27 protein-coding genes and 1 pseudogene are annotated in these 26,340 nt (G+C 71.9%); 17 read left to right on the forward strand and 11 right to left on the reverse strand.

What is annotated here, in order from left to right; all coding sequences use genetic code 11:
* Positions 1-32 precede the first annotated feature (32 nt).
* The 3 genes from AB0M35_RS17700 (at position 33) to AB0M35_RS17710 (ending at position 1,993) form a co-directional block, all read left to right on the forward strand.
* On the forward strand, positions 33-545 hold the full coding sequence (locus tag AB0M35_RS17700) for an ACT domain-containing protein (RefSeq protein ID WP_363746474.1): 513 nt from the start codon (positions 33-35) through the stop codon (positions 543-545).
* Complete coding sequence (locus AB0M35_RS17705; RefSeq protein WP_363746476.1) at positions 542-1,135, forward strand: peptide deformylase; 594 nt, start codon at positions 542-544, stop codon at positions 1,133-1,135. Before AB0M35_RS17700 ends, AB0M35_RS17705 begins: the two co-directional genes overlap by 4 nt.
* Before the next feature lie 135 nt (positions 1,136-1,270).
* A complete protein-coding gene (locus tag AB0M35_RS17710) occupies positions 1,271-1,993 on the forward strand; it encodes a hypothetical protein (RefSeq protein ID WP_363746478.1) in 723 nt (240 codons plus the stop codon).
* An 11-nt stretch (positions 1,994-2,004) separates the two neighbouring features.
* Here AB0M35_RS17710 and disA read toward each other — a convergent pair whose 3' ends face one another.
* The 4 genes from disA to AB0M35_RS17730 form a co-directional block, all read right to left on the reverse strand.
* The gene (gene disA, locus AB0M35_RS17715) at positions 2,005-3,183 is read right to left on the reverse strand and encodes a DNA integrity scanning diadenylate cyclase DisA (protein ID WP_363746480.1); all 1,179 of its coding nucleotides are present in this window, start codon (positions 3,181-3,183) and stop codon (positions 2,005-2,007) included.
* 107 nt (positions 3,184-3,290) lie between these two features.
* Positions 3,291-4,757, reverse strand: coding sequence for a DNA repair protein RadA (gene radA, locus AB0M35_RS17720; protein WP_363746481.1), 1,467 nt, complete (start codon positions 4,755-4,757; stop codon positions 3,291-3,293).
* Positions 4,758-4,860: 103 nt separating this feature from the next.
* The gene (locus AB0M35_RS17725; protein ID WP_363746483.1) at positions 4,861-5,571 is read right to left on the reverse strand and encodes a hypothetical protein; all 711 of its coding nucleotides are present in this window, start codon (positions 5,569-5,571) and stop codon (positions 4,861-4,863) included.
* A 139-nt stretch (positions 5,572-5,710) separates the two neighbouring features.
* Positions 5,711-6,550, reverse strand: a complete 840-nt coding sequence (locus tag AB0M35_RS17730) for a UbiA family prenyltransferase (protein ID WP_363746485.1) — start codon at positions 6,548-6,550, stop codon at positions 5,711-5,713.
* Between the two features lie 46 nt (positions 6,551-6,596).
* Between AB0M35_RS17730 and AB0M35_RS17735 the strand changes: the two genes are divergently transcribed.
* The 4 genes from AB0M35_RS17735 to AB0M35_RS17750 all read left to right on the forward strand — a co-directional run bounded on the left by AB0M35_RS17735 (position 6,597) and on the right by AB0M35_RS17750 (position 10,348).
* On the forward strand, positions 6,597-7,334 hold the full coding sequence (locus tag AB0M35_RS17735; protein WP_363746487.1) for a methyltransferase domain-containing protein: 738 nt from the start codon (positions 6,597-6,599) through the stop codon (positions 7,332-7,334).
* Between the two features lie 111 nt (positions 7,335-7,445).
* Positions 7,446-8,612 (forward strand): acyl-CoA dehydrogenase family protein, encoded by a 1,167-nt coding sequence (locus tag AB0M35_RS17740; RefSeq protein ID WP_363746489.1) that lies wholly within the window; start codon positions 7,446-7,448, stop codon positions 8,610-8,612.
* A gap of 34 nt (positions 8,613-8,646) precedes the next feature.
* Positions 8,647-9,696, forward strand: a complete 1,050-nt coding sequence (locus AB0M35_RS17745; protein WP_363746724.1) for a 3-oxoacyl-[acyl-carrier-protein] synthase III C-terminal domain-containing protein — start codon at positions 8,647-8,649, stop codon at positions 9,694-9,696.
* 25 nt (positions 9,697-9,721) lie between these two features.
* On the forward strand, positions 9,722-10,348 hold the full coding sequence (locus AB0M35_RS17750; protein WP_363746491.1) for a hypothetical protein: 627 nt from the start codon (positions 9,722-9,724) through the stop codon (positions 10,346-10,348).
* Positions 10,349-10,359: 11 nt separating this feature from the next.
* On the opposite strand, the gene AB0M35_RS17755 is transcribed toward AB0M35_RS17750, so the two are convergent.
* Positions 10,360-11,040, reverse strand: a complete 681-nt coding sequence (locus AB0M35_RS17755) for a hypothetical protein (RefSeq protein WP_363746493.1) — start codon at positions 11,038-11,040, stop codon at positions 10,360-10,362.
* A gap of 467 nt (positions 11,041-11,507) precedes the next feature.
* On the opposite strand from AB0M35_RS17755, the gene AB0M35_RS17760 reads away from it, so the two are divergent.
* From AB0M35_RS17760 to AB0M35_RS17775, 4 genes and pseudogenes are all read left to right on the forward strand, one after another.
* Complete coding sequence (locus AB0M35_RS17760; protein WP_007073334.1) at positions 11,508-11,993, forward strand: CarD family transcriptional regulator; 486 nt, start codon at positions 11,508-11,510, stop codon at positions 11,991-11,993.
* Positions 11,994-12,049: 56 nt separating this feature from the next.
* Positions 12,050-12,745 (forward strand): 2-C-methyl-D-erythritol 4-phosphate cytidylyltransferase, encoded by a 696-nt coding sequence (ispD, locus tag AB0M35_RS17765; protein ID WP_363746495.1) that lies wholly within the window; start codon positions 12,050-12,052, stop codon positions 12,743-12,745.
* Between the two features lie 16 nt (positions 12,746-12,761).
* Positions 12,762-13,244 (forward strand): 2-C-methyl-D-erythritol 2,4-cyclodiphosphate synthase, encoded by a 483-nt coding sequence (gene ispF / locus AB0M35_RS17770; RefSeq protein ID WP_363746497.1) that lies wholly within the window; start codon positions 12,762-12,764, stop codon positions 13,242-13,244.
* A 9-nt stretch (positions 13,245-13,253) separates the two neighbouring features.
* A pseudogene (locus tag AB0M35_RS17775) lies at positions 13,254-13,880 on the forward strand (tetratricopeptide repeat protein); the annotation flags it as partial.
* A gap of 941 nt (positions 13,881-14,821) precedes the next feature.
* Here AB0M35_RS17775 and AB0M35_RS17780 read toward each other — a convergent pair.
* The gene (locus AB0M35_RS17780) at positions 14,822-16,015 is read right to left on the reverse strand and encodes a homogentisate 1,2-dioxygenase domain-containing protein (protein ID WP_363746499.1); all 1,194 of its coding nucleotides are present in this window, start codon (positions 16,013-16,015) and stop codon (positions 14,822-14,824) included.
* A gap of 81 nt (positions 16,016-16,096) precedes the next feature.
* On the opposite strand from AB0M35_RS17780, the gene AB0M35_RS17785 reads away from it, so the two are divergent.
* From AB0M35_RS17785 to AB0M35_RS17805, 5 genes are all read left to right on the forward strand, one after another.
* Positions 16,097-16,963, forward strand: coding sequence for a hypothetical protein (locus AB0M35_RS17785; RefSeq protein WP_363746501.1), 867 nt, complete (start codon positions 16,097-16,099; stop codon positions 16,961-16,963).
* Positions 16,960-18,168, forward strand: coding sequence for a fumarylacetoacetase (gene fahA, locus AB0M35_RS17790; protein WP_363746502.1), 1,209 nt, complete (start codon positions 16,960-16,962; stop codon positions 18,166-18,168). The genes AB0M35_RS17785 and fahA overlap by 4 nt, the downstream gene beginning before the upstream one ends.
* A gap of 172 nt (positions 18,169-18,340) precedes the next feature.
* Entirely contained in the window at positions 18,341-18,550 is a 210-nt protein-coding gene (locus AB0M35_RS17795) for a DUF397 domain-containing protein (protein ID WP_363746503.1), read from the forward strand.
* 85 nt (positions 18,551-18,635) lie between these two features.
* Positions 18,636-19,100: an SRPBCC family protein gene (locus tag AB0M35_RS17800; protein ID WP_363746505.1), complete on the forward strand. Its 465-nt coding sequence runs from the start codon at positions 18,636-18,638 to the stop codon at positions 19,098-19,100.
* 69 nt (positions 19,101-19,169) lie between these two features.
* Entirely contained in the window at positions 19,170-20,414 is a 1,245-nt protein-coding gene (locus AB0M35_RS17805; RefSeq protein WP_363746506.1) for a PQQ-binding-like beta-propeller repeat protein, read from the forward strand.
* A gap of 169 nt (positions 20,415-20,583) precedes the next feature.
* Here AB0M35_RS17805 and hisC read toward each other — a convergent pair whose 3' ends face one another.
* The 4 genes from hisC to hppD all read right to left on the reverse strand — a co-directional run bounded on the left by hisC (position 20,584) and on the right by hppD (position 24,608).
* Positions 20,584-21,684, reverse strand: a complete 1,101-nt coding sequence (gene hisC / locus AB0M35_RS17810) for a histidinol-phosphate transaminase (protein ID WP_363746508.1) — start codon at positions 21,682-21,684, stop codon at positions 20,584-20,586.
* On the reverse strand, positions 21,681-22,574 hold the full coding sequence (locus AB0M35_RS17815; protein WP_363746510.1) for an RDD family protein: 894 nt from the start codon (positions 22,572-22,574) through the stop codon (positions 21,681-21,683). The genes hisC and AB0M35_RS17815 overlap by 4 nt, the downstream gene beginning before the upstream one ends.
* Positions 22,575-22,596: 22 nt before the next feature.
* The gene (locus AB0M35_RS17820; RefSeq protein WP_363746512.1) at positions 22,597-23,121 is read right to left on the reverse strand and encodes an RDD family protein; all 525 of its coding nucleotides are present in this window, start codon (positions 23,119-23,121) and stop codon (positions 22,597-22,599) included.
* A gap of 281 nt (positions 23,122-23,402) precedes the next feature.
* Entirely contained in the window at positions 23,403-24,608 is a 1,206-nt protein-coding gene (gene hppD / locus AB0M35_RS17825) for a 4-hydroxyphenylpyruvate dioxygenase (protein ID WP_363746514.1), read from the reverse strand.
* Between the two features lie 138 nt (positions 24,609-24,746).
* Between hppD and AB0M35_RS17830 the strand changes: the two genes are divergently transcribed.
* Positions 24,747-25,250 (forward strand): Lrp/AsnC family transcriptional regulator, encoded by a 504-nt coding sequence (locus AB0M35_RS17830; protein WP_363746516.1) that lies wholly within the window; start codon positions 24,747-24,749, stop codon positions 25,248-25,250.
* Between the two features lie 70 nt (positions 25,251-25,320).
* Here AB0M35_RS17830 and AB0M35_RS17835 read toward each other — a convergent pair whose 3' ends face one another.
* The gene (locus AB0M35_RS17835; RefSeq protein ID WP_363746518.1) at positions 25,321-26,307 is read right to left on the reverse strand and encodes a winged helix-turn-helix domain-containing protein; all 987 of its coding nucleotides are present in this window, start codon (positions 26,305-26,307) and stop codon (positions 25,321-25,323) included.
* Between the last annotated feature and the right edge of the window lie 33 nt (positions 26,308-26,340).

Here is a 26,340-nt window from a genome sequence, read left to right on the forward strand (position 1 = left end):
AGTGGCGTCCGGCGATCGGGGAGAATGCCCGGATGAACGAGCTTGCGATCACCGTCATCGGCCGGGACCGGCCTGGCATCGTGGCCGACGTCGCCGAGGTGCTCGCTCGGCTCGGGGCCAACCTCACCGACAGCACGATGACCCGGCTACGTGGGCACTTCGCGATGACCCTCATCTGCGTCGGTCCGTCGGCTGCGGAGGTCGAGGACGCACTGGGCCGGCTGACCGCCGACGGCCAGTTGTTGGCGACCGTACGCGAGGTGCGGCCCGACGGGGAGGCCGCGCCGGCCGGTGAGCGGTACGTGATGTCGGTGCACGGCGCGGACCGGATGGGGATCGTGGCCGCGATGACGCGGGCGGTCACCGAGGCCGGCGGTAACGTCACCGACCTGAGCACCCGGCTGGTGGGATCGCTCTACGTGGTCGTCGCCGAGGTTGACCTGCCGGCGGGTGCGTCGGACACGCTTCCGGGCCTGTTGGCGGAGGTCGCCGCAGGCCTGGGCGTGGAGGTCACTCTCCGTCCCGCTGATCCGGATCTGCTGTGACCGGGCAGCCGGGCGGGCCAGAGCTGGATCCGCAGACCGAGACATCGACGGGCCTCGGCGACTGGACGCCCGAGCTGCTCGGCGTGGGTGAGGTGTTGCCCGTGGTCTCCGCGCCGCACCCGGCGCTGAGCCGGGCCGGTGCGGAGGTCGACCCGACCGCCGAGGAGACGGTACGCCTGGCGGCCGACCTGATCGCCACGATGCGGGTGTCGCCCGGCTGCGTCGGCCTGGCTGCACCGCAGGTGGGCGTGGGTGCGCAGGTGTTCGCGGTGGACGTCACGGGGCACGCCAAGGCGGTCACCGTGCACGGCACGTTCGTGCTCTGCAACGCCCGGGTGGTCGAGGCGACCCGCTGGAAGGCGGGTCGGGAGGGATGTATGTCCGTTCCCGACCTCACCGGTGACGTCAAGCGCGCCAGCCGGCTCGTGGTCGAAGGGGCGTTGCCGGGCAGCGGCAAGCATGTCCGCCTGGTGACGGACGGTTTCGAGGCACGCGCCCTGCAACACGAGATCGATCATTGCGCCGGCCTGCTGTTCCTGGACCGGGTGGCCGGCGCGCACGCGATCTACCAGCGCAAGGTCTACCTCTGAGCTGGCCCTGGCAGCACGAAGAGTGACCGTGCCGGTTGTGTCTGTCGACAATGGAGGATGGGTTCCGATGGCTCCGGTATGCCTCGGCGCGTCGTTACCGTCCGTCGCGCACGACGCCGCTACGGTGGGGGCATCATGCGTCTGACGGTCGGCCCCCTGCCTCCCGCCGTGTACTGGCGGCGTCGCGCCGTCGTGCTCGGCGCGGTCCTGCTTTTCCTGATTGTCCTGCTCTACTCGTGCAACGGGCCGCGTGGCGGCAACGACGCGACCGGCAACGGCCAGCCCGATCCGGGCGTCTCCGGCACACCGGAGCCCACCGGTTCGGTGCTGACCCCGCAGACCGGCTCACCGCCGCCGTCGGGCGACGCCGGTGCCGGCCCGGAGACACCGACCGCCACCCCGGCGCCCGGATCCAGCCTCACCAACAACCCGCCGGCCGTCGCTCCGGTGGCGGACGAGGGCACCTGCACGGACGCGGAGCTTGCGGTGACCGCCGTGGCTCAGCCGGCGAGGGTGGTTCGGGGTGCCTCGGTGGACCTGCACCTGAAGGTCCGCAACCGGGCCGACCGGACGTGCAGCCGGGATGTTGGTGCGACCGCGCAGGAGATCTACATCAAGTCCGGCGCCGACGTGGTCTGGTCGTCGGACACCTGCGGCACCGCTTCCGGGTCGGACGTGCAGTCCTTCACCTCGGGCTTCGAGCGTTCGTACCAGGTCGGCTGGAACGGCAAGGACAGCAGCCGGTGTGCCAACGGGCTGGCGAGCGGCGGCACCCCGCCGGCCGGGACGTACGAGGTCTTCGCCCGGGTGGGTACCAAGCTGAGCCAGCCGGCCAAGCTCGTGCTCACCGACGACTGACGACCGTACGCTCAGACGTACCGTTCCAGGATGGACGCCTCGGCGAGCCGGGACAGCCCCTCCCGTACGCCTCGGGCTCGGGCGTCGCCGACACCCTCGACGGCCTGGAGGTCCTCCACGGTGGCGCCGAGCAGCCGCTGGAGGCTGCCGAAGTGCACCACCAGCCGGTCCACCACGGCCACCGGAAGTCGGGGTACCTTGGCCAGCAGGCGGAAGCCCCGAGGGCTGACCGCCGCGTCCAGCGCGTCGGAGGCGGCCGGGTAGCCGATGGCCTTGGCGACCGAGACCAGATCGATCAGCTCGGTGGCACTGAGCAGGTCCAGCTCGACCAGGGCCTCGTCGAGCGTGCGGGACTTCCGGCCGGTGGGGAGGTAGTCCCGGATGACCAGGGTGCGGTCGGCGTCCACCCCGGCCATCAACTCGTCCAGCTGGAGGGCGAGCAGCCGGCCGTCGGTGCCGAGCTCGACCACGTAACCGGCGATCTCGTCGGCGATCCGGCGGACCATCTCCAACCGCTGCACCACCGCCACGGCGTCACGTACGGTGACCAGATCCTCGATCTCCAGCGCGGAGAGCGTGCCGGAGACCTCGTCCAGCCGGAGCTTGTAGCGCTCCAGGGTGGCCAGCGCCTGGTTGGCCCGGGACAGGATCGCCGCCGAGTCGTCCAACACGTGCCGTTGCCCGTTGACGTAGAGGCTGATGATCCGCATCGACTGGCTGACCGAGATCACCGGGTAGCCGGTCTGCCGGGCGACCCGCTCGGCGGTGCGGTGCCGGGTGCCCGACTCCTCCGTCGGAATGGTCGGGTCGGGCATCAGGTGCACCGCCGCGCGGACGATCCGGGTGCCGTCGCTGGAGAGCACCACCGCGCCGTCCATCTTGCACAGCTCGCGTACCCGGGTCGCGGAGAACTCGACGTCGAGCGGGAAGCCGCCCGTGCACAGCCCCTCGACCACCTTGTCGTAACCGAGGACGATCAGGGCGCCCGTGCGGCCGCGCAGAATGCGCTCCAAACCGTCGCGTAGTGCGGTGCCGGGTGCCATCAGGGCCAGGTTGGCGCGTAGCGGATCGCCGGCGCTGCCGCCCCCGGTCACGGTGATGCTGATCGGACGGGCGGGCGAGCCCACGGCACCGGTGCGGGCGTGGGGAGTCGCGCCGGCAGGCTTGGTGGTATCGCGGTCGACTGGCACGGGCACAGTCTACGGACTGCCCTGCGGTGGGTGCTCCTGCGGTTACTGTGATGTGTCACGATCCGCCCGTCCGGTCGGTGCCGGGCTATTTGCCCGATAGATGGCATTCATTCCGCCGATGCCCGAGCCGCGGCCTGAAGCGCCGAACGGACGTTCTCGACCTCGATCACCCGCATCTGCTCCGGCCCGGTACCGCTGTTGCTCGGCCCGCAACCGGGCGGCACCAGGGCCAGCCGAAAGCCCAGCCGGGCCGCCTCGGCCAGCCGGCGGGGCACCGCGCCGACCCGGCGTACCTCGCCGGTCAGACCCACCTCGCCGATCGCCACGAGGTGGGGTGCGATCGCCAGGTTGAGGCCGCCGGAGGCGACGGCGAGCGCGACTGCCAGGTCTGCCGCCGGCTCCACCACCCGGATGCCCCCGACGGTGGCCGCGAAGACCTCCCGGTCGTGCAGCGTGAGCCGTTCGGTGCGGCGTTGCAGCACCGCCAGCACCATCGCCAGGCGGGCCGAATCCAGACCGGAGACGGTACGCCGGGGGGAACCGGCCACCGTGGCGCCGATCAGCGCCTGCACCTCGGTGACCAGGGCCCGACGCCCCTCCATCGCCACCGTCACGCAGGTGCCCGGCACCGGCTCGGCGTAGCGGGTGAGGAACAGCCCGGATGGGTCGGCGAGGCTGCTGATCCCGCCCTCGTGCATCTCGAAGCAGCCCACCTCGTCGGCGGCACCGAACCGGTTCTTGACCCCGCGCACCATCCGCAGCGACGAGTGCTTGTCGCCCTCGAAGTGCAGCACCACGTCGACCAGGTGCTCCAGCACCCGGGGCCCGGCCACCTGGCCGTCCTTGGTGACGTGGCCGACCAGCACCGTGGCGATGCCGCGCTCCTTGGCGACCGAGACCAGCGCGGCGGTGACCGCCCGGACCTGGGTCACCCCGCCGGGCACCCCCTCGGTGCCGGTGGTCGAGATGGTCTGCACCGAGTCGAGCACCAGCAGGCCGGGCTTGACCGCGTCGAGATGACCGAGCACCGCCGCGAGATCACTCTCGGCGGCCAGGTAGAGCTGGTCGTGCAGGGTGCCCATGCGCTCGGCGCGCAGCCGCACCTGGCTGACCGACTCCTCGCCGCTGACCACCAGCGACGGGCTGCCGGCACCGGCCGCCCACTGCTGGGCGACGTCGAGCAGCAGCGTGGACTTGCCGACGCCCGGCTCACCGGCGAGCAGCACCACCGCCCCCGGCACCAGCCCGCCACCGAGTACCCGGTCGAGTTCGCTGACGCCGGTGGGCCGGGCCCGGGCCGGTGCCGCGCTGATGGTGGCGATCGGCCGGGCCGGCTCGGCGGGCATCCGGGAGCTGACCACCCGGCCGGAAACGGTGGGACCGGTGATGGTGCATTCGACCACCGAACCCCACTCGCCGCATTCGGGACAGCGCCCCACCCACTTCGGTGGCTGGTGACCGCAGGCGTCGCACTCGTACGCGGGCCGTGGCTCGCGGCCGGCGGCCTTGCCGCGTCCACCAGCCGCGCGTCCACCAGCCGGGCCTCGGGCCGGAGTCGATCGGGAGATGCTCACCTGAGCGACGCTAACCCCCGGGTACGACGACGGCGCCGCCGGCATGGGTCAGCCACGCCGGCGGCGCCGGAATTCTGTCAGGCGGGCAGTTGCCGCCCGGGGCTCAGTGGCCGCCTTCGCCCTCGAACTCCGTGTGGCGCTCGATGATGGGCGAGGGCGGCGGTGCCGGGGTGAGCGGCACGGCGACCGGTGCCGGGCTGGTGATCCGGTCGCCGCCGCCGAAGTCGAAGTTCAGGGTGATGTTCTGGCCCGCGAGCACGGCCGCGTTCAGTCCGATGAGCTGGAGCACCCGGTCACCCTCGGTGTTCAGCTGCACGTAGCTCAGCGGCGGAATCTCGATCCGGGCCGGCTGGCCGGCCGGCGACTCGGTCGGGCTCGGCGACGGCGAGTCGTCCGGGGAAGCGGAGTCGTCCGGGGAGGGGGAGCCGTCCGGCGACGGGGAGCCGGTCGGCGAGGCGGAGGCGGTCGGTGACGGGCTGGTCGCCGCACGGACGGTGGTGAGCACCACCTCGCGGGCGTCCGGCGAGGTGACCGTCACGGTGACCGGGTTGTGCGAGTCGTTGTAGAAGACCGCGTTCAGCACCGCGTTGTCGCCCGCCTGGTAGCCCTCGACGCCGGGGTACGCGACCAGGACACCCAGGACGCCGTACTTGCCCTCGGCGGCCTTGAGGTTGACGCCCTGGACCGACGGCACCTTGTTGGCCGTCTCGGAGATCTGGCCGGCGCCGCACCCGGACAGCAGCAGCGCCGCTGCCGCCGCGATCCCGGGCAGCAGTACGGCAGCTCGCCGGGAACCCCTGATCGAGCGCGTCACGTCGGTCCTCCTCGTCACGATCACACCCGGCTACGCCGCCGGACCCGCTGGCCATGCCCGCGCAGACCGCGCTCCAGGGTAGTTGGAGCTGATCGTGGCCCGCACGCCGACCCGGTGCTGCCACCTGCCAGGGTGAGGCTCAGACCAGCCGACCGCTCGTGACCAGCAGCACGACATCGATCACGGCCACCAGCATCATCGCCCGGAAGGCGGCCACCGGGCGGGCGCCGGCTCGTTCGGCGGCGCGGCCGGCGTACCAGGCGCTGATGGTGATCAGCACGGCGGCGGCGATCGCCGCGAGACCCGCGCCCGACGGCGGCCCGGGCGGCCCGAACACCAGCGTGCCGGTCGCCGTTACCAGTAGCCCGACGGCGGCCCACCGGCTGCCCGCCGGACCCAGCCGGTGCGGCAGCCCGCGTACCCCGGTCCGGGCGTCGTCGGCGAGGTCGGGCAGCACGTTGGCGAAGTGCGCACCCGCGCCCAGCAGGGCGGCTGCGACGACCAACCAGACCGGTGGTGCCGGTGCGCCGGGCAGCGCCAGCACCACGAAGGCGGGCAGCGCACCGAAGGAGATCGTGTACGGCAGCACCGAGATCGCTGTCGATTTCAGTGGCCAGTCGTAGAGCAGCGCCGAGACCAGCCCGATGGTCGCCCAGAGCGCGGCCATCGGATTCGTGGTCAGGGCCAGCGCCACGGTGGTGGTGACGGCCAGCACCGCGGCCACCGCCACCAGGCGTCGGCTGACCAGCCCGGCCGCGACCGGCTTGTCGGCCCGGCCGACCAGGGCGTCCCGGTCGGCGTCGACCAGGTCGTTGGTCCAGCCGACCGCGAACTGGCTGGCCGCGACGGTGAGTGCCACCGTGGCGATGCCACCCGGTGGGTGGCCGGTACCGGCGGCGAGCAGGCCGGCCACCGTGGTCACCGCCGCGGTGGGCTCCGGATGGCTCGCCCTGACCAGCCCTAACACCGTCGACGACATAACGGAAGTCTGGTCGTTACCCGCGAGTCGTGCCACGCTCGATGCCATGCGTGATGCCGGCCTGAGCCTGCCCCGCAACGATCCGCGCCAGTACGACGACCTGGCCGGCGAGTGGTGGCGGCCGGACGGCGCCTTCGCCATGCTGCACTGGCTGGCCGAGGCACGGGCGGCCCTGGTGCCACCGGCGGTCCGCCCCGGCGCGCTCCTGGTCGACCTGGGTTGCGGTGCCGGCCTGCTTGCCCCGCACCTGGTCGGCAAGGGTTATCGACACGTCGGGGTGGACCTGACCCGCTCGGCGCTCGCCCAGGCGGCCGGCCACGGCGTGACCGTGGTCAACGGTGACGCCACGGCGGTGCCGCTCGTCGACGGCTGCGCCGATGTGGTCGCCGCTGGTGAACTGCTGGAACATGTGCCGGACTGGCGTGCCGTTGTCGCGCAGGCGTGCCGGTTGCTGCGACCGGGCGGCCTGCTGGTGCTCGACACGCTCAACGACACGGCCTTGAGTCGGCTGGTCGCGGTCCGGATCGCCGAGCGGTTGCCCACCGTGCCGCGTGGCATCCACGATCCACGGTTGTTCGTGGACGATCGTGAGCTGGTGGCCGAGTGCGCACGGCACGGGGTGGACCTGCGCATCCGTGGCGTCCGCCCAGGCGTGCCCGGCCTGCTGCGCTGGATGCTTCGCCGGGCTCGCGGCATCGGGACCCCGCCCGGCCAGGCGCCGCGCATCGTGCCGGCCGCCTCGGCTGCGGTGCTCTACCAGGGGCGCGGGGTACGCGACGGGTAGCGGAACCAGACGGGGGGTATGGGGATGGGGAGGAGGGTTCCATGAGCGAGCGTCAGCGAGTGCGCCGTCGGCTGGGCGCGGTGGTGCCTCGGGCCGGTGCGGAGCGGCGACATGGGTGAAGCGGGGTTGGCCGCAGCCCGGAGGTTGGCACCCCGGTTGGCGGCTCGGGCCGCCGCGCATGACCGGGACGGCTCATTCCCGGCCGACGACTTCGCCGACCTGCGCTCGGCCGGGTTGTTCGGGCTGATGGTCCCCGGCGAGCTGGGCGGAACGGGCGCGACGTTCGCCGAGTACGCGGCCGTCGCCACGGAACTGGCCCGGGGCAACGGTGCGACGGCACTGGTGTTCAACATGCACGCCTCGGTCACCGGCGCGCTGGGCGCGGTAACCGAGGAACTGGCTGAGGCGCTCGGCGTACCGCAGGAGGCACTTGCCGCCCGGGACCGTTTGTTGCGGGCGGCGGCCGACGGGGCGTGGTATGCCGTGGCGATGAGCGAACGCGGCGCCGGCGCCCGGCTTTCCCAGCTCAGCACGGTGTACGAGCCGGTCGACGGCGGCTGGCGGATCAAGGGCAGCAAGACGTTCTGCTCCGGCGCCGGTCACGCCGACGGCTACCTGGTGGCCGCCCGCAGCGCTGCCGACCCGTCGATCGTCTCGCAGTTCCTGGTCCCGGCAGGGGACGGCCTGACCGTCGAGCCGACCTGGGACTCGCTGGGCATGCGGGCGACCGCCTCGCACGACCTGCACCTGGATGTCACGGTGCCGGCCGATCGGCTGCTCGGTGGGGTGGAGGGGCTGGCCCTGGTGGTCGCCCAGCTCATGCCGCACTGGCTGGTGGCCAGCTACGCCGCGGTCTACGTCGGGGTGGCCCGGGCCGCGATAGATGCGGCGGCGGAACACCTGAATGCCCGCAACCTCGCCGGTCTGCCGGCGGTACGCGCCCGCCTCGGTCGCGCCGACGCCGCCGTGGCGGCAGCACAGTTGACGGTGGCCGAGGCGGCCCGCCGGGTCGACGAGGCTCCCGGCGACGCGGAGACCAACCGGTGGGTGTGGCGGGCCAAGCTGCTGGCCGGTACGACCGCCGCCGACGTGGCGGCATCCATGCTGGAGGCGGCGGGCACCTCCGCCACCCGACGTGGCCACCCGCTGGAACGCCTCTACCGGGATGCCCGGTGTGGCTCGCTGCATCCGGCCACCTCCGACGTCTGCGCGGACTGGCTTGGCGTCGCCGTCCTCGGCGGTGACCCGGACCGTGAGGGATCGGCCCCTCGTTGGTGAGGGTGGTAAGTCCGAGCAGGAGGAGGGTGGAGCCGTGGCGGTGCCGGTGATCGCGGGCCTGGGCACGGCTTCGCCGCCGTCCGCCGCGCAGGACGAGTTGTGGGAGCGGTTCTTCTCCCGGCACTACTCCGGCACCACCCGTACGCTCGCTGAGCGGATCTTCGCGAACTCGGGGGTCGATCGGCGGCAGGCCGCGGTCAATCCGCTCATCGAGGACGTCTCCGACTGGCCGACCGAGCGGCGGATGCGCCGTTACCAGGTCGAGGCGCTGCCGCTGGGCAAGGAGGCGGTGGGCCGGGCGTTGACCGCAGCCGGCCTGGCCGCCGGTGACGTCGGGTTGTTCGTCGTCTGTTCCTGCACCGGGTACGCGACGCCCGGACTGGACATCCTGCTCGCCCGGGATCTGGGCATGGCCCCGTCGACCCAGCGGATGTTCGTGGGGCACATGGGTTGCTACGCGGCGCTGCCCGGGCTGGGCGCGGTGAGTGACTTCGTGACCGCGCGGGGTCGGCCGGCGTTGCTGCTCTGCGCCGAACTGACCAGCCTGCACCTACAGCCGTCGTCGGCTCGGGTGGACACCCAGCAGATCGTCTCGCACGCGCTCTTCTCGGACGCCGCCGTCGCCGCGGTGGTGGTTCCCGGCGGCCGTGGGTACGCGGTGCGTGCCGTCACCTCGGTGACCGACTCGTCCACCGCCGACCACATGACCTGGGACGTGACCGACACCGGTTTCCGGATGGGGTTGTCCCCCAAGGTGCCGCAAGTGCTCTCGGCTCATGTCCGGGGCCTGGTCGACGAGATGTTGACCAGCCACGGCACGACGTTGTCCGAGGTGGACGGCTGGGCTGTGCACCCGGGCGGGCCGCGCATCCTCAACGTGGTGGAGCGGGAGTTGGCCCTGCCCCCGGCCGGGTTGGCCGCGTCGCGGCAGACTCTGGCGGAGCACGGCAACTGCTCGTCTCCCACGGTGCTGCTGATACTCGACCGGCTGTTGCGGTCCGCGCCGTCGCCGCGTCGCGTGGTGATGCTCGCCTTCGGACCCGGATTGACCCTTTACGCGGTGTTGTTGGAACGTCACACCTGAGTGCTGAGACGGTTACTCTTTAATCGTGGACGTCGATTCCGGTTACCGCTTGCGGGGGGCCTTGCTTGCCGGGGTCGGCGTCGTCGCGTTGGCCCTCGGTGGCGGCTGGTGGCGGGCGCAGGCTCCGGTTCCTTCTTCGGGGGACCGTCTCGGGATCACGTCGGTGGACTCCCTCCTGGCCGCCGACTGGCAGGAGGAAACAGTCGACCGGGCCAGGTACTGGCAGGAGCCGGGCACCTCCTCGTTGATCGAGATCGAACCGGCCACCGGCGCGGTGATGGTGGACCCGCGTACGGGGAGGGTGGTGGGGTACGCCACCGAGAGCAACCCCGGCCGGGGTGCGGGACGCGACGGCGACCGCCGCGTGGTGTTGTGGACCGAGCGTGCCTCGCTCAGCGCGGGTGCGGCGCTGGTCCGGGAGGCCCGGCTCGAACGCGGCGAACGGAATCTGCTGATCTTCAGTTGCACCGGCCCCGGAGAGCTGCTGGTCACGGTCATCGGCGCCAAGGCGGCCGACCCGCTGACGGTGGGCTGCGACGGTACGGTGATCACGACGGAGATGACGGGCACCGGCGCCAACGTGACCGTGTCGTTCTCCACCGCCGGTGCGGCGTCGCTGCTACTGGTGGCCCGTCTGATCGACTCGTCCTGACCAGGCGGGATTCAGCCGGCGAGGGTGGCCAGTTCGGCCTGGTAGTCGGCGATCGAACCGACCTCGGCGACCACCAGGACGATCCGGCCGGTGCGGTCGGCGAGTAGGGCGGTCACGGCGTCCGAGCGGGCCGGCAGATGCAGGAAGGCGCGCAGTCCGCCGGCCGGGTCGCCGAGGGCGCGTACGCCGACGCCGTCCGGTGCCGCCTGCGGGCTCTCCGCGGCTACGGTGACGATGTTGACGCCGGCCGGTGCCGCTGCGGCTGCCTCGGTGACCTGGTGTGGGCAGGCGCACCCGTCCACCAGCAGCACGACTGCCGGCAACAGTCCGCGCAGCGGTACCGGCGACTGCTCGGCGTCGACGAGATCCAACGCGGGTAGCGCTCGCCCGGTGAACTGCGCGGGTGTGGGATCGGGCCCGGCCGCAGCCGGTTCAGGAGTGCCCCGGCCCGCCCGAGGCCAGGTGACGGTCACCAGGCCTGCGACGGTGGCGATGACCGCTACGAGCAGCACCAGCACGGGCACGGTGGACGGGTGCCACCGGCGCGGCCGGCTCGCCACCCCTGCGCGCAACTCGCGGCGGATCTGCTCGGCCTCCTCGGCCAGCGCGGAGGCGTCGTCCGGTACGACCACCCGCCCCCACTCGGGAGGCAGGTCGGGCAGCCCGGGACCATCGGCGTCAGCCTTGCCCATTACGACCCCCTGAAGCGTCGCGGGTGCGCGGACAGTGGCGCTTCTCCAGCGTCCCGCACTGCGCGCGGTCTCGCTACCGCTGCCCGCACTCGGGCACGGCGAGATACCATGGGGTGGGTGCGTAGCCCTTGATCTCTGGGTGCTCGATCTCTGAGCTGCTTGATCACTGAGGTACTTGATCTCTGACGTAGGCGTAATCGCTGCCGTCGGGGTATTGGTCCGTAGACGTATTGATCATTGGTGGGTTGATCATTGATGGACACGCCGGCGATCACAACGTTTTCGCCGTCCGTGTCGAGGGGTCATCTTCAGATTACAGAGCGTGTTCGAATCATCGGCTCGGTCATCTGTCAAGCCGAAGAAATACCTCTCACAGGGCCTCTGAGCTGCGCCAACGGTCAGAGCAGCGGTGAGACATCGGTGCCTGAGCGTGTTACCCTAGACACAGCGAAAGGGGTTTCGAACCTATGGTTTTCAGTGTCGGCGAGACCGTTGTTTACCCCCACCACGGGGCCGCACTCATCGAGGCAATCGAGACTCGGGTCATCAAGGGCGAGCCCAAGCAGTACCTCGTCCTGAGGGTCGCGCAGGGTGACCTGACGGTCCGGGTACCCGCCGAGAACGCCGAGATCGTGGGTGTGCGCGAGGTGGTCGGCGAAGAGGGTCTCGGCAAGGTCTTCGACGTTCTCCGGGCTCCGCACACCGAGGAGCCGACCAACTGGTCGCGGCGTTACAAGGCGAATCTGGAGAAGTTGGCCTCCGGAAACCCGCTGAAGGTGGCCGAGGTCGTCCGCGACCTGTGGCGCCGGGAGCGGGAGCGGGGCCTTTCCGCAGGCGAGAAGCGCATGCTCGCCAAGGCCCGCGACATTCTTGTCGGCGAGGTCGCGTTGGCCGAGAAGAGCACCAAGGACGAGGCGGAGACGCTGCTCGACAAGGTGCTGACCGAGGCCTAGTCCGCACAGCATCGTCGTACCCACTTCGTAGCGAAGAAACCATCGAGGACCGCGACGTGACCGCGCAGCTGAATCCGCGCGGTGACGTCGCGGTCCTCGTGCCTGCGGCCGGTGCCGGCGTACGGCTCGGCCCCGGCCGACCCAAGGCGCTGCGGCTGCTGGCCGGGGAGCCGCTGCTGGTGCACGCGGTCCGCCGGCTGGCCGCCGCCGCGTCGGTGCACACCATCGTGGTGGCCGCCCCGATCGCCGAGGTCGCGGCCGTACGTGACCTGCTCGCCCCGATCGCCCCGGTCACGGTGGTGCCAGGCGGGGCCGAACGGCAGGAGTCCGTGGCCGCCGCCCTCGCGGCCGTGCCCGCCGGACCCGACATCATCCTGGTGCACGACGCGGCGCGTGCGTTGACCCCGCCCACCCTGGTGGAGTCGGTGGCAGCTGCGGTGCGGGCCGGGCACGACGCGGTGATCCCGGTACTGCCGGTGGTCGACACGATCAAGGAGGTCGACGCGGGTGAGGTGGTACTCGGCACCGTCGACCGTCGTGCCCTGCGGGCGGTGCAGACCCCGCAGGGTTTCCGCCGGTCGGTGCTGACCGCCGCGCATGCCGCCGCCGGTGACGCGTTGACCGACGACGCCGGGCTGGTGGAGAAGCAGGGCATTCCGGTGTTCTGCGTTCCCGGCTCAGACCACGCCCTGAAGATCACCCGGCCCTTCGATCTCGCCCTGGCCGAGCATTTGCTGGCGACCGGGCTGTGACGCGTACCCTCGATTCATGATCGTTCCTCGGGTGGCCATCGGCACGGACGTGCACGCCTTCGAGGCCGGGCGGCCCTGTTGGGTGGCGGGCCTGCACTGGCCGGACCAGGATGGTCTGGCCGGGCACTCCGACGCCGACGTGGCGGCGCACGCCGCCTGCAACGCGCTGCTCTCCGCCGCAGGGTTGGGTGACCTCGGCGCCAACTTCGGGGTGGGGCAGCCGGAGTGGGCCGGGGCGAGCGGGGTACGCCTGCTGGCCGAGACCGCGCGCCGGGTCCGCGCCGCCGGCTTCGCCATCGGCAACGTGTCCGTGCAGGTGGTGGGGGTACGACCCAAGATCGGCCCGCGTCGGGACGAGGCCCAACGGGTGCTGTCGGAGGCGGTCGGTGCTCCGGTCACCGTGTCGGCCGCCACCACCGACGGGCTGGGCTTCACCGGGCGTGGCGAGGGACTCGCCGGCATCGCGGTGGCCTTGGTGTACGAGCAGCCGAGCGCCTAGGCTCGCGCGATGTCCGCCGACGTCCCCGCTGACCCGCCCGCCGCCGACGGCTACCTCCAGCGCGCCACCCTCCTCGCCGAGCTGGGCCGCTACGACGAAGCCGCCGGTGAACTCGGTTTCGCGCTCGCTCTCGACCCCGCCCACGCGGAAACCCTGGTCATGCTCGCCCGGGTGCACCTGGCCGCCGGCCGGCCCGTCGAAGCGTTGGCCGCCGCCGACTCCGCCGTTGCCGCCGCACCGGGGCAGGTCGCCCCGCTCGTCCTGCGTGGTTTGGCCCTCGGCGATCTGGAACGGTACGGCGAGGCTGCGCGTACCGCCGACGAGATCCTGGCCCTGGGCCCGGAGGACGCGTACGCCCAGCGCAGCGCGGCAGCGATCCTGGCCGGCTCCCGTAACGGCCAGCCCGCGCTGAACGCCGCGTGGCACGCCGTGGAGTTGACGCCTGAGGAGCCGCAGGGCCATCTGGTGCTCGGCCTGGTGGCGGCGAACATGCAGATGTTCGATCTCGCCGAGCGGGCCTACCGGGAAGCGTTACGGCTGGACCCGCGGCTGGCCGAGGTGGGCGAGGACGTCGGTGTGCTGCGGCTGGAACAACGACGCTGGAGCGCGACCCTGGAGCGGCTGGCCGAGGCGGCCGTGCCGACCCTGCCCCCGACCGATCCCCGCCGGCCCGACGGAGGGCGGTCGGATCGGGCCCCGGACGATCCGAGTCGACTGGACGAGACCAGGCATGATCCGAACCGGCCCACGGGCCCGGGCGCAGGCCAGCAGCCGGGCTGGCCGACGGGCGAGCCCACCGGGCCCGGCTGGCCGGCGGGGGAGTCCACCCGGCCGGGCTGGCCCGCTGAAGGGCTGAGCGGGCGCTCGGGCGGCGGATCGGCGGAGGAGCAGACCAGGCCCGGCGTGCCGGCCGAAGGCCATGCCTGGCCAGGCGGGCCGGCCGACGGGTGGGAGAGGCCCACCGGCGAGCGCCGGCCAGAATCCGGCCCGGACGCCGGTGGACGGCAGCCGGATCAGGGTGCGACCGACTTCCCCGGATCGAGCCAGCTCGGCGGCGGTCCGGTAGCCGCCGGCCGCTCCGACACCGGCCCGTTCGTCGCGCGTCGTCCGGTGCCGGCGGCGCTGCGGCAGTTCGTGCTCTGGGGAGCCGGCTGGTCGATGGTCGCTGCCATCGTGATCGCCTGTTCGGCCACGACCGGCTCCGGGCTCTCCCGGTTGATGGCGGTGGTGGCGGCCGTCGGTGCGGCCATCGTGCTGCGGCGGCACGCATCCCGGCTGCCCGGTCTGACCCGGACCGTCCTGCCCGTACTGCGGCGAACCGATCGTCCGCTCGTCCTGGCCGTGTACGCGGCAGTCGCCGCACCCGCGCTGATCCTGCTCTATGCGCTGGTCGGCACGCCCTGGCCACTGGTCCTGGCCATCGGCATCGCCACCGTCGCCCAGCTGACGATCGTCTCCCGCCCGACAGCCTGAGCCGTCGCTGCCGTCGCTGCCGTCGCTGCCGTCGCGGCGGGCAGCCTGGCGTTAATAGGGGGCCCCTTTACCTCGTTAGGCGTTAACAAGGGGCCCTTCCTTCGTCAACGGCGGGACCAGGTCCAGGCGTAGGCGTCGTCCTCGCAGTCAGCTGCCGCGTCGCACAGGTCGAGCGGGCGGAAGGTGTCGACCATGACGGCCAACTCGTCGAAGAAGTCGACACCGATCGAGCGTTCGGCGGCGCCGGGCTGGGGGCCGTGGGTGAAGCCGGACGGGTGCAGCGAGATGGAACCCTGCTCGATGCCGGAACCGCGCCGCGCCTCGTAGTTGCCGCCGGTGTAGAAGAGCATCTCGTCGGAGTCGACGTTGTGATGGTGGTACGGGACCGGGATGGCGTCCGGGTGGTAGTCGACCTTGCGGGGGACGAACGAGCAGATCACGAAGTTCGGGCCCTGGAAGGTCTGGTGCACCGGCGGCGGCTGGTGGATCCGGCCGGTGATCGGCTCGAAGTCGTGGATGGAGAAGGCCCACGGGTACATGTGCCCGTCCCAACCGACCACGTCGAACGGGTGGTTGGCAAAAACATGACGCGTCCAGACTGTGCCGTCACCACCCGGGCGTGCCGCCCGGGACCGGTGGCGTACCAGCACCTCGACATCGGTGCCGTCGACCAGCAGGGGCGCGTCCGGTCCCCGGACGTCACGCTCGCAGTACGGCGAGTGTTCCAGGAACTGGCCGCGTACCGACAGGTAGCGCTTGGGCGGACCGATGTGGCCGGAGGCCTCGACGGCCAACAGTCGGGTCGGCGTGTCTCCGGTGGGCACCAGCCGGTGCACCGTCGAGGTCGGAATGATCACGTAGTCGCCGGCCACCGCGTCCAGGACGCCGAAGGTCGACTCGACCCGCAGGGTGCCCGCCTCGACGTACAGGCAGTGGTCGCCGGTGGCGTCGCGGAACAGCGGGGAGGGCCGGTCGGCGAGCACGTAGGCGATCCGTACGTCGTCGTTGGCGAGCAGGTAACGCCGGCCGAGGACGGGGTCGGCTCCGGTGCCGTCGAGCTTGTGGGTGCGCAGGTGCCGGGGCTTGAGCGGCAGGTTGGGCACCCGGGTCACGGCGGGCGGGGTGAACTCCTCGGCGGCGACGATCGCGGTGGGGGCGTACCGGTGGTAGAGCAGGGACGAGTCGGACGAGAAGCCCTCCTGGCCCACCAGTTCCTCGGTGTAGAGGCTGCCATCGGGCTGCCGGAACTGGGTGTGGCGCTTACGCGGCAGTTCACCGACGCTGCGGTAGTACGGCATGTCGCCCTCCCGGCCACCAGCTGCGTCCGATTATCGGACGCTGTTGTCCGCTCCTTGTAGCGTCCCGTACATTCTTGTCTCGTGTCAACGCAGCTGCCCGCACTTGTCGCCGGCCTGGTCGACGATGCCGCCGTCTTTCCGCCGGGCAGCGCGTCGCTGCCCGACGCCGTTGCCGCCCACCGGCGACACCGTGCCGCCTGGTACGCCGACCTCGTCGGCCCGCTGTTGCTGCCCGCCTCGAAGGTCGCGGCGGGCGAACTGAGCGGGTTGGTCGACCCGGCTGAGGGCTTCGTGATCGGGCTGATCGGCGACACCGGCCTGGACCGGCTGCCCTTTGCGCTGTCGTTCCTGCCGCCGCTCGGAGTCGCCGTCCGGCAGATCGAGGCCCCGGTCGCCAAGCGCGGCGAGGACCCGCAGCCCGGCCTGGCCGAGCTGATCAAGCTCACCGAACGGCTGGACGACGTCGCCGTGTTCGCGGAGATCCCGTTGACCTTCGGGCTGACGGCTGCTCTGGACGCCCTCGCCGAGGCGAGATCCCGAGGTCTGTCGGTCGCGGCCAAGTTCCGCACCGGCGGGCTGGCCGCCGAGCTGTTCCCCAGCCCTGCCGAGCTGGCGGCGGTCATCTGCGCCTGCCGGGACCGGCAGTTGCCGTTCAAGCTGACCGCCGGGCTGCACCACGCGGTGCGGCACCTCGACCCGGAAACCGGCATCACCCAGCACGGCTTCGCCAACGTGCTCGCCGCGACGCTAACCGCCGCCGAGGGGGCCGGGGTGGACGCGGTGACGGAACTGCTCACCGTGCGCGACGAGCGACCGTTGGTGCAGCAGATCGAAGGCCGACACGACCTGGCGCGTCCGCTGTGGGTGGGCTTCGGCTCGTGCAGCATCGTGGAACCACTGACCGATCTGATCCGGCTGGGGCTGGTGAACGGGGGATATCAGGCATGAGCGAGCGAGTCAGCTGGGTGGCGGGCGCGGAGGGTTCCGGGTTCGGCATCCACCACCTGCCGTACGGGGTGTTCCGGGTCGGTGACGGCGAGCCGCGCATCGGCGTACGCATCGCCGACACCGTCCTGGACCTGGCCGCTGCGGAAGCCGCCGGCCTGGTGCTGGCCGGCGGGGCGCTGCGCCGACCGACGCTCAACACGTTCCTGGCGCTGGGTCGTCCGCAGTGGATGGCGGTACGGCAGCGGATCACCGAACTGCTCACCGATCCGGCCCACCGGGTCGCCGTGGAGCCACTGCTGGTGCCGCTGGACCAGGTACGGATGGAGCTGCCCATCGAGGTCGCCGACTACGTGGACTTCTACTCCTCGGAGCAGCACGCCTCGAACGTCGGCCAGATCTTCCGCCCCGGCCAGCCGGCGCTGCTGCCCAACTGGAAGCACCTGCCGATCGGCTATCACGGTCGGGCCGGCACCGTGGTGGTCTCCGGCACCCCGGTGGTACGCCCGCAGGGCCAGCGGCCGAGCAAGGACGGGCCCGTCTTCGGCCCGTCGGCGCGCCTGGACATCGAAGCCGAGGTCGGGTTCGTGGTCGGCGTACCCAGTCCGCTCGGCTCTCGGGTGGCCGCCGCCGACTTCGCCGAGCACGTCTTCGGTGTGGTGCTGGTCAACGACTGGTCGGCCCGGGACATCCAGGCGTGGGAGTACCAGCCCCTGGGCCCGTTCCTGGGCAAGTCGTTCGCCACCTCGATCGCCGCCTGGGTGACCCCGCTGGACGCGCTGCGGAACGCGTACGTCGCCGCGCCGGAGCAGGACCCGTCGGTCCTCGACTACCTGCGCGACGATCCGCACGTCGGGCTGGACCTGCGGTTGACCGTGCGTTGGAACGGCGAGACGGTCAGCGAGCCGCCGTTCGCCGGGATGTACTGGACGCCGGCCCAGCAGTTGGCCCACCTGACCGTCAACGGCGCCTCGCTGCGTACCGGTGACCTCTATGCCTCCGGCACCGTCTCCGGTGACCGACGCGACCAGGTCGGCTCGTTCCTGGAACTCACCTGGGGTGGCGCCGAGCCGTTGACGGTGGGCGGGGCGGAACGCACCTTCCTGCTCGACGGGGACACCGTCACCATCACCGCCACCGCACCCGGACCGGACGGCGCCACCATCACGTTGGCCGAGGTTACGGGGACGATCGTGCCGGCCTGCTGACCCCTTTCCGACAGGTCTGTCGCTGTCGCACCGGCTGTGCGATCAAGGCCCGTCACCCGCTTCGTTGATCGCCTCGGAATTCCGTCGCCACGCCGCGCCGGGCCGACCGGGCCTCCGTTCCGGTCGGCCCGGTCACGGCGGGCGGCATGTCGAACCCGAGGGAGATACGACGATGCACGATCTCGTGGGCGCGGTCTGGCGTACCAGCAGCCGCTCCAATGACCAGGGTCTCTGCGTGGAGGTGGCCGACAACCTGGCCCGCCGCCACGGTGTGGTGGGCATACGCGACTCCAAGGACCAGACTGGGCCGGTGCTGGTGGTCGGCCCGCAGGGCTGGAGCGCGTTCGTCGGCGCGATCCGCGATGGTGGCTTCGTCCGCTGATACCCAGGGTCTCCGGGGCGGACGATCTGCCCCGGGGGCCACGCAACGTGCTCACCGCGCGTACCGTCGACACCACGGAGGTGGCATGTCGACGGTGGCGGTCAAGGGGTTGGTCGCGGCGCCCGCAGCCGACCTGTGGTGCCTGCTGACCTCACTGCCCCGCTCCTTTCACATCGAGGAACCGGTCGAGGTGCTGACGCCGGGGCCGTTCGGACCGGGCACCGCCTGGCGCGAGACCCGCACCGGGCCGGACGGCAGCAAACTGATCGAAGAGTTCGTCGTGCTGGTGGCCGAGCCACCCCGGCGGCTGGTGCTCGGCTCGCCCGGCGCCGGAGCCGACTACCGGATCACCTGGACGCTGCGCGAGGTACGGCGACGCCGACGCCGGTTCGCCGCGGTGCGGGTGACGGTGCGTGCCCTTCCCGCCGCGCCCGCCGGCCGGGCCGCCGCACTGCTGCTCGGCGGATTGGCCGTACGGACCGCGGAGCAGGTGTTACGGCGGGACATTGCCGCGTTGGCCGCCGCCGCCGACCGCCGCAGGGCGGCCTGACCGCTGCCTCGGGCCTCCCCCGGGGCCTGCGCCGACCGGTGGGTAGGGTGCCGGGCGGGGAGGTACGGCATGGGGTGGACGACGGGTCAGCGGCGGATCGTGGCAGCGGCGACGGCGACGGGGGTCGCCGCGGCGCTGGCGCTCGTCGCGTACCGCGTCCTGGCCCCGGCCGAGGTCAGCACCACCGCCCGAGGCGACTATCCCGCGCTCAGCCGGCCGGCACCCGGGGTGGTGGGGCGTCTGCCGGTCGCCCCGTTGATCGTCGACGGCCGGCTGCGGGTGTACGCGGCACAGCGCCAGGTCTATGCCGACCAACCGGCCGACGGCCGGCACCGGAGCACACCGTACTGGTCGTACCGTCGTTGGCCGGCGACGCTGGACGCGGTGGTGGCGAGCGGTACAACAGTGGTGAGCCGGTGGTCCGACGGTGACCTGGTGGCCCTCGACGCGCGTACCGGGCAGGTCACCTGGCGTGCCACCGGCCCGGAGCCGGCCCGGAAGCGGGCCGCCCGCCGGACCGGGACGGCCGTCGTCTGGGCGCCGCGTGGCCTCTCCGTGGTCCGCACGGCCGACGGTCGGGACGCGGTGGTGAGTTCCGGCGCGGGCGAGATGCGGGCCGTGGACCTGGCCGGCGGCGCGCAGCTGTGGCGGGCCGAGGTGGAGCTCGATTGCCGGGAGCCGATCGGCAGCAGCACCAGCGGTCAGCTGCTCACCGTGGAGCACTGCGACGGACCGGCGGTGGTCGAGTTCCGGGACGCGGCGACGGGGGCGGTGGATGACCGGTGGCGTCCTTCGGAGGCCGGCGACGAGCTGACGGCGACCCTGATCGGCTGCGGACCGACGGGCTGCGCGGGGTTGCGGACCGCCGGTCCGGGCGACGTGGCGACCCGGGGTTGGTTGCTCGGCCCGGGTGGGCCGGTTCCGGCCCCGATGCTCGACGGCCCGGACGCGGAGCTGTTCGACGCGACGGCCGTGACCTTGGCGAACGGGGTACTGACCGGCCGCGCGGTGCGCAACGGCACCGAACGCTGGCGGGCGTCGGTGGGACCGGGTCGGCTGATCGCCGTCCAGTCCGGCCGGGCGCATGTGCTGACCGAGAAGAATGAGCTGGTCACGTTGGAGCTGACGACCGGTCGTCAGCTGTCCCGGTTCGTGCTGAACGCGGGCTCCGACGGCACGGGATGGGCGCTGGGGACGGCGTACGCCGCCGACGGATATGTCGTGGTGGAGCGGCTACGGCGCCCGATCGACCCCGATGGGGACGATCACGCCTACTACTTCACCGCAGAACCGTTGATCCTGGCCGCGACCTGACCAGCGTCGAATTGGCCCCAAAGTGGACAAAAGAGACGTATGCTGCTGGTCGTGGGCTTCCGGGCCGGTCCGCTGGGGGATGGCGGACCGGCCCGGCTCAGCTCGACGGCCCAGTCGGGCCAGGGCCGATGGCCGGCCGGAGTCAGGCCAGCACTGGTTGTGGCCGGAGTCAGGCCAGCGCGGACTCGGCGGCGGCCAGGAAGGCGTCGTTCTCGGCCGGGGTGCCGATGGTGACCCGTACCCCGTCGCCGGGGAACGGCCGGACGATCACGCCCCGGGCCTCGCACGCCTTGCCGAACTCCAGCGCCTTGTCGCCCAGCGGCAGCCAGACGAAGTTCGCCTGGCTGGCGGGTACGTCCGGGACCAGCTTGCCCAGCGCCTCGGTGAGCCGTTCCCGCTCGGCCACCACCAGCGCACACCGCCGGTGCACCTCGTCCGCCTGGGCCAGCGCGGCCAGCGCCCCGGCCTGCGCCGCCGCGCTGGTGGAGAACGGCGTGACGACCTTGCGTACCGCCGCCGCCACCTGTGGCTGCGCGACCAGGAAACCGATCCGTAGGCCGGCCAGCCCCCAGGCCTTGGACAGGGTGCGAAGCACCGCCACGTTGGGCCGGTCGGCGTAGGTCAGTCCGTCGGGCACCTCCGGGTCGGTGACGAACTCCCGGTACGCCTCGTCGATCACCACCAGCACGTCGTCCGGCACGTCGTCGAGGAAACGGTCCAACTCGGCGCGGCGTACGGCGGTGCCGGTCGGGTTGTTGGGGTTGCAGACCAGGATCATCCGCGTACGGTCGGTCACCGCCGCGGCCATCGCCGCCAGATCGTGCCCGTGCCCGGCGTCGTTGGGCACCTTGACGCTGGTCGCACCGCTGGTCGCGGCGATGATCGGGTACGCCTCGAACGACCGCCACGAGTAGACCAACTCGTCGCCGGGCAGGCAGGTGGCCCGTACCAGGTGCTCGGCCAACGCCACCGAGCCGCAGCCGGTAGCGACCCGGTCGGCGTCCACCCCGTACCGGTCGGCGAGCGCCTGGCGGAGCGCGACGACCCCCATGTCCGGGTAACGGTGCACCCCGGCGGCGGCCTCGGCGACCGCCTCCACCACGCCGGGCAGCGGGCCGTACGGCACCTCGTTGCTGGCCAGCTTGATGGCTTCCGGCAGGCCCAGCTCCCGAGCCAGGTCAGCCGGGCTGCGGCCGGGCACGTAGTTGGGTAGCGCGTCGAGGTCGGCGCGGGTCAGCCGCACTGTCGGCTGGCGTCCGGTGTCGGTCATGGGGCATCTCCGGGTGGGTTGGCGCGTTCGGCGGGGGTACGGGGAACCTTGACCACCACGGTCTGCGCCCGCTTGTCGTGCAGCGCCTGCCGCAGCGGGTGGTCGAAGAGCGGGGAGAGCGCGTCGATCAACTGGAGCAGCAGACCGAGGCCGCAGCAGTACCAGAGCAGGGTGGGCAGACCGAGGGTGTTCCACCGGCGCAGCGCGCGGGCGAAGCCGAGCGGGGCGTCCGCCTCGACCGGCACAGCCCGGATGCCCACCAGCCGTTTGCCGAAGCTCTGCCCGCTGGCCGCCATGGACGGCACCTCGTACGCCAGCCAGAGCAGGGTGGCGATCAGCAGGATCACCACGATCAGCGATCCGGTCTGGTCGCCTGCGGGCGGCAGCGGTTCGGTGTTGCGTTCCGGGTTCTGCAGGCGGCGCCCGAACTCGTTGAGCGGCGCCGAGATCTCGTCCAGCAGGCGTGCGACGAACCAGCCGTTGACCAGCACGTTGAGCACGAACACGATGCCGAAGTCGATGAGCCTGGCGCCGAGTCGGGCACCGAAGCTGGCCAGCGGCAGACCGTGCGGCCGGGGCTCCGGCGGGCGCCCGGGCCAGGTCGGGTAGGGCCAACCCGGCGGTGGCCCGTACCGGGGATCGCCGACCGGCGGCCCCTGCTGCCAGCCACCGGGTGCGGGGTGCCCCGGGGGTGGACCGGCGGCCGGTGGGGTGGGCGTGGTGGGAGCCACCGGCTCGGGTTCCGGTGCCGGTTCGGGCTCGGGCGGGGGTGGGCCCTCGGGTGGGGTGGCATCGACGGGGATGGGCGCGCCGATCCAGCCCTCGCCGTCCCAGTATCTGCGGGTTTGCGGGTCGGCGGGGTCGACGTACCAGCCGGGTGCCACGCTCACGGCGAGGCCTTACTGTGCTCGGTCACCTCGACACCTTAACGACGACGGTTTCGGCGAACTTGTCGTGGAGGCACTGCTGCCAGGGCTTGTCCCACAGTTGCCATAGACCGTCGAGGTAACTGCCGAAGGGCACCAGCGACCCACCCACGAACTCCACGAGGTACCGCTTCCCGGCCATCCGTCGATCAAGGGTGCGGGTCGGATCGAGCGGAACGACCCGCAGTTTCATCACCCTCTTGCCGAAGGTCTGCCCGGTCCGCTTGAGGTACTCGACGTGATACAGCCAGTAGAACCCGAACATGACCACGAGCAGTGCGCCCTGGAGCAGCAGCATCGGCAGCATGATCTCCGTGATCAAGGCCCCGGGGTCCGCGACCGTGCCGTCCGGGTTGGTCTCCAGTTCCACGGAAAGGATTCGGACCATCAAGATCAGGAAGATCGGCATGAACAACAGCAGCAGGGCGGCGGTGGTCATCGCGGTGTCGATCAGGTACGCCAGCAGCCGGTCACCGAAACTGGCCAGCGGCTGACCGCCCGGTCCCAGCACCGGCGGCGGTGGCCCGACGGCCCACGGTGACGGCTGTCCCGGCGGCCAGCCCGGTGGGGGTTGACCCGGCGGCCAGCCGGGCGGAGGTGGGCCGGCGGTCGTGCCCGGCGGGAAAGGCGAGCCTGACCAGCTCGCGGGGGGTGGGGCGTACTGCGGCGGGGGGCCGGTGGGCGACGGGGGGCCAACGGCGGGCGGCGGCCCACCGGTCGGTGAGCCGCCGGGCGGCGGCCCACCGGCCGGTGATGTCGGGTGCGGCGAAGGCTGGGTCACGCTCGACAGTGTTACAGGTTGCCGCGCTTCTCCTGCTCCCGCTCGATTGCCTCGAAGAGGGCTTTGAAGTTGCCCTTGCCGAAGCCGAGCGAGCCGTGCCGCTCGATCAGCTCGAAGAAGACGGTCGGGCGGTCCTGCACCGGCTTGGTGAAGATCTGGAGCAGGTAGCCGTCCTCGTCCCGGTCGACCAGGATCTTGCGGGCCTTCAGCTCCTCGATCGGCACCCGTACCTCGCCGATGCGGGCACGCAGCTCTGGGTCCTCGTAGTACGAGTCGGGAGTGTCCAGGAAGTCGACGCCAGCGGCCCGCATCGCGTCGACGCTGGCCAGGATGTCGTTGGTGGCCACGGCGATGTGCTGCGCACCCGGGCCCTGGTAGAAGTCCAGGTACTCGTCGATCTGGGACTTCTTGCGGGCGATCGCCGGCTCGTTGAGCGGGAACTTCACCTTGCGGGTGCCGTTCGCGACCACTTTGCTCATCAGCGCCGAGTAGTCGGTGGCGATGTCGTCGCCGATGAATTCGGCCATGTTGGTGAAGCCCATGACCCGCTTGTAGAACTCGACCCACTCGTCCATCCTGCCGAGCTCCACGTTGCCGACGACGTGGTCGACGGCCTGGAAGAAGCGCTTCGGCTGGATGCCGGCGTCGATCATCGGCTGCCGGTCCACGATCGGACCACGGGCGACGAAACCCGGCAGGAACGGGCCGGTGTAGCGGGACCGGTCGACCAGGGTGTGCCGGGTGTCGCCGTACGTGGCGATGGCGGCCATCCGGACGGTGCCGTGCTCGTCGCTGACGTCGTGCGGGTCCAGCAGGCCGGTCGCGCCCTGCGCGGTGGCGTGCGCGTACGCGGCGTCCACGTCCGGCACCTCCAGCGCGATGTCGCTGACGCCGTCGCTGTGCCGGGCGACGTGCTCGGCGCCCTCGGCGTCCGGGCGGACCATGCCGGTCAGCACGAACCGGGCCGAACCACTGGTCAGCACGTACTGGGCGTGGTCGCGGTAACCCTGCTCCGGGCCCCGGTACGCCACGCAGGTCATGCCGAAGGCGGTGGAGTAGTAGTGCGCGGCCTGCTTGGCGTTGCCGACCAGGAAGTGCACGTGGTCGAGGCCCTTGACCGGGAACGGGTCCCGGGTGATGTCGTGGTTGACGGCGCCGACGAGGGCATCGACGTCGACTTCGTCGGTCGACTGGGGTCGGTCGATCGCCTGGGTCATGGTGGCCTCCCTTGCGTACCGGCCGGCCTGATCGGCCGACGCTGTGCTCGTTCCCCGGACTATCACCGTGAGCCCGCTCACTGAGCAACTGTCGGTCTTATAGCTGGTCAGGTTGCACAACAAGTAGGGTGTCGAACCGTGAACCCTGGACAGGATGTACAGCTCGACGCCCTGGACGTCAGCCTGATCGAACTGCTCGCCGCAGCACCCCGGATCGGCGTGCTGGAGTGCTCCCGGCGACTGGGCGTGGCCCGGGGCACCGTCCAGGCGCGGCTCGACAAGCTGGTCGACCGGAAGGTGATCGGCGGCTTCGGGCCGGAGGTCTCACCTGCCGCGATCGGGTTCTCGGTGACCAGCTTCGTCACGCTGGAGATCAGTCAACGGCACGGTCACGACCCGGTGGCCAGCCACCTGGCGGGCATTCCCGAGGTGCTGGAGGCGCACACCATCACCGGCTCCAGCGACCTGCTCTGCCGGATCGTGGCCCGCTCCAATGCCGACCTGCAACGGGTGATCGACCAGATCGTGGCCTACGAGGGCATCCGCCGCGCTTCCACGATCATCGCCCTCGCCGAACAGATCCCGTACCGCGTCCTCCCCCTCGTCCGCTCCGCTGTGCAGGAAGGAAGGGCACCTTCTTAACGCCTCCGGTAGAGCAGGGGCCCCCTTTTAACACGGCTCCCGGCTCCCGGCCAGTAGGCCTCAACGCGGCTCAGTCGGCGGCGAGAGCGTCGCCGAGCGGGGTGCGCCGGTAGCGCACGGACCGACCGGCGCGGATCCGGCTGACCAGCCCGGCCTCCCGCAACACCGTGAGGTGATCGCCGACGCCGCCGAGGCTGAGCCCGAGTTGGGCGACGAGTTGACTGGTGGTGGCGGGCAGGGCGAGCGCCCGCAGCACCGCCGCCCGGGACCGGCCCACCAGCCGGTCCAGCGCCTCGTCGGGGCGGGTCGGGTCGGGCGGCCCGAGCAACTCGGCCACCCCGGAGGCCCGGTAGACGATCGCGTACGGCCAGGGTTGCTCGACGTACGTGATCAGGGTGCCGAAGACGGTGGGCACGAAGAGCAGGCCCCGGCCGGACAGCGAGTGGGTCGTGGGGTCGCGGTCGGCGATCTCGATGACGCCGATGTCACCGGGCATCCAGCGCAGCCGCGGATCGAGATCCGCGACGGCCGCACCCCAGCCGTAGGCGAGCAGCCGACCGGCCCGCCGCACCAGATCGCGTTCCAGGATCGCCCGCAAACGTGGCCAGTCGGGTTCGACCAGCGCGGTCCAGGCGGCCTCGATCGCGTCCGCGATCTGCTCGACCACGTTTGGCGAGGAGTAGATCCGCCGGGCGTACGCCGGTGGGGTGGCTCGGGGTCCGGTAAGGTTGCGGGCCAACTCGTCGCGGGCCTGGGCCAGCGGGGTCGCCCGGACCACGGCCAGTTCGCCGGCGAAGTCGCGTGCCGTGCCGTCGGGCGGCGGCTGGATGAAGTCGGCGTTGTAGCCGCCGCGCCGCAGCAGTGCCAGCAGCGCGCCGACCGCCGGCACCTCGCTTCGCAGCCGCTCGTACGCGGGCCTGGTCCGGGCGATCCACGGACCCAGCCCGTCGGCGGACCGTTGGCCGGCGTGCAGCCGCAGTGCGGACACCGCCTCACCCAGTGGCGAGATGGCGTACCGGCTGGCCGCCACGTCGGCCGGGGTGACCTCGATCCGCATCCCGCCACCTTTCGTCCTGCAACGAAAGGATAG

Origin of the sequence: Micromonospora sp. NPDC051196 (genome assembly GCF_040682415.1) — a bacterium.
Lineage (GTDB): Bacteria > Actinomycetota > Actinomycetes > Mycobacteriales > Micromonosporaceae > Micromonospora.